Origin of the sequence: Psychromonas sp. SR45-3 (genome assembly GCF_014163575.1) — a bacterium.
Taxonomy (GTDB): Bacteria; Pseudomonadota; Gammaproteobacteria; order Enterobacterales; family Psychromonadaceae; genus Psychromonas; species Psychromonas arctica.
The window spans coordinates 1-503 of the sequence record NZ_JACJDP010000075.1; the positions used below are offsets into that span (position 1 = coordinate 1).

Sequence of the window (503 nt, forward strand, 5' to 3'; positions counted from 1 at the left end):
CTGAGCTAAAGAGAAATTCCTTATTTTGCTAATGTATAAGTAGATCATAAATTTTAGGTAAAAAAAAGCCCGAACAATGTGTTCAGGCTTTTTAATGTGGCTCCTCTTGCTGGGCTTGAACCAGCGACACACGGATTAACAGTCCGTTGCTCTACCAACTGAGCTAAAGAGGAATTAACTTTTTAAGTCACCAAGTTTACAACCTGTAGACTTGTTAAACTCGAAGGCTTAACTAAATGTGGCTCCTCTTGCTGGGCTTGAACCAGCGACACACGGATTAACAGTCCGTTGCTCTACCAACTGAGCTAAAGAGGAATTGTAATTTTCTCACTGAGAAATCTAAATACGGATTAACAGTGTCTCTATCGCTCTATCAACCGAGCTAAAGAGGAATTGTAACTTTCTCACTATTAAATCTAAATACGAATTAACAGTGTCTCTATCGCTCTAACAACTGAGCTAAAGAGGAATTGTTCTTTTAAGTCTTCAAATTATCGGACTCG

General features: G+C 38.6%; 2 tRNA genes. Both read right to left on the reverse strand.

Features of this window, described 5'->3' with window-relative positions:
* Window positions 1–97: 97 nt before the first annotated feature.
* Window positions 98–173 (reverse strand) — tRNA-Asn (locus H5084_RS19065).
* A gap of 66 nt (window positions 174–239) precedes the next feature.
* Window positions 240–315, reverse strand: a tRNA-Asn gene (locus tag H5084_RS19070).
* Window positions 316–503: the final 188 nt, after the last annotated feature.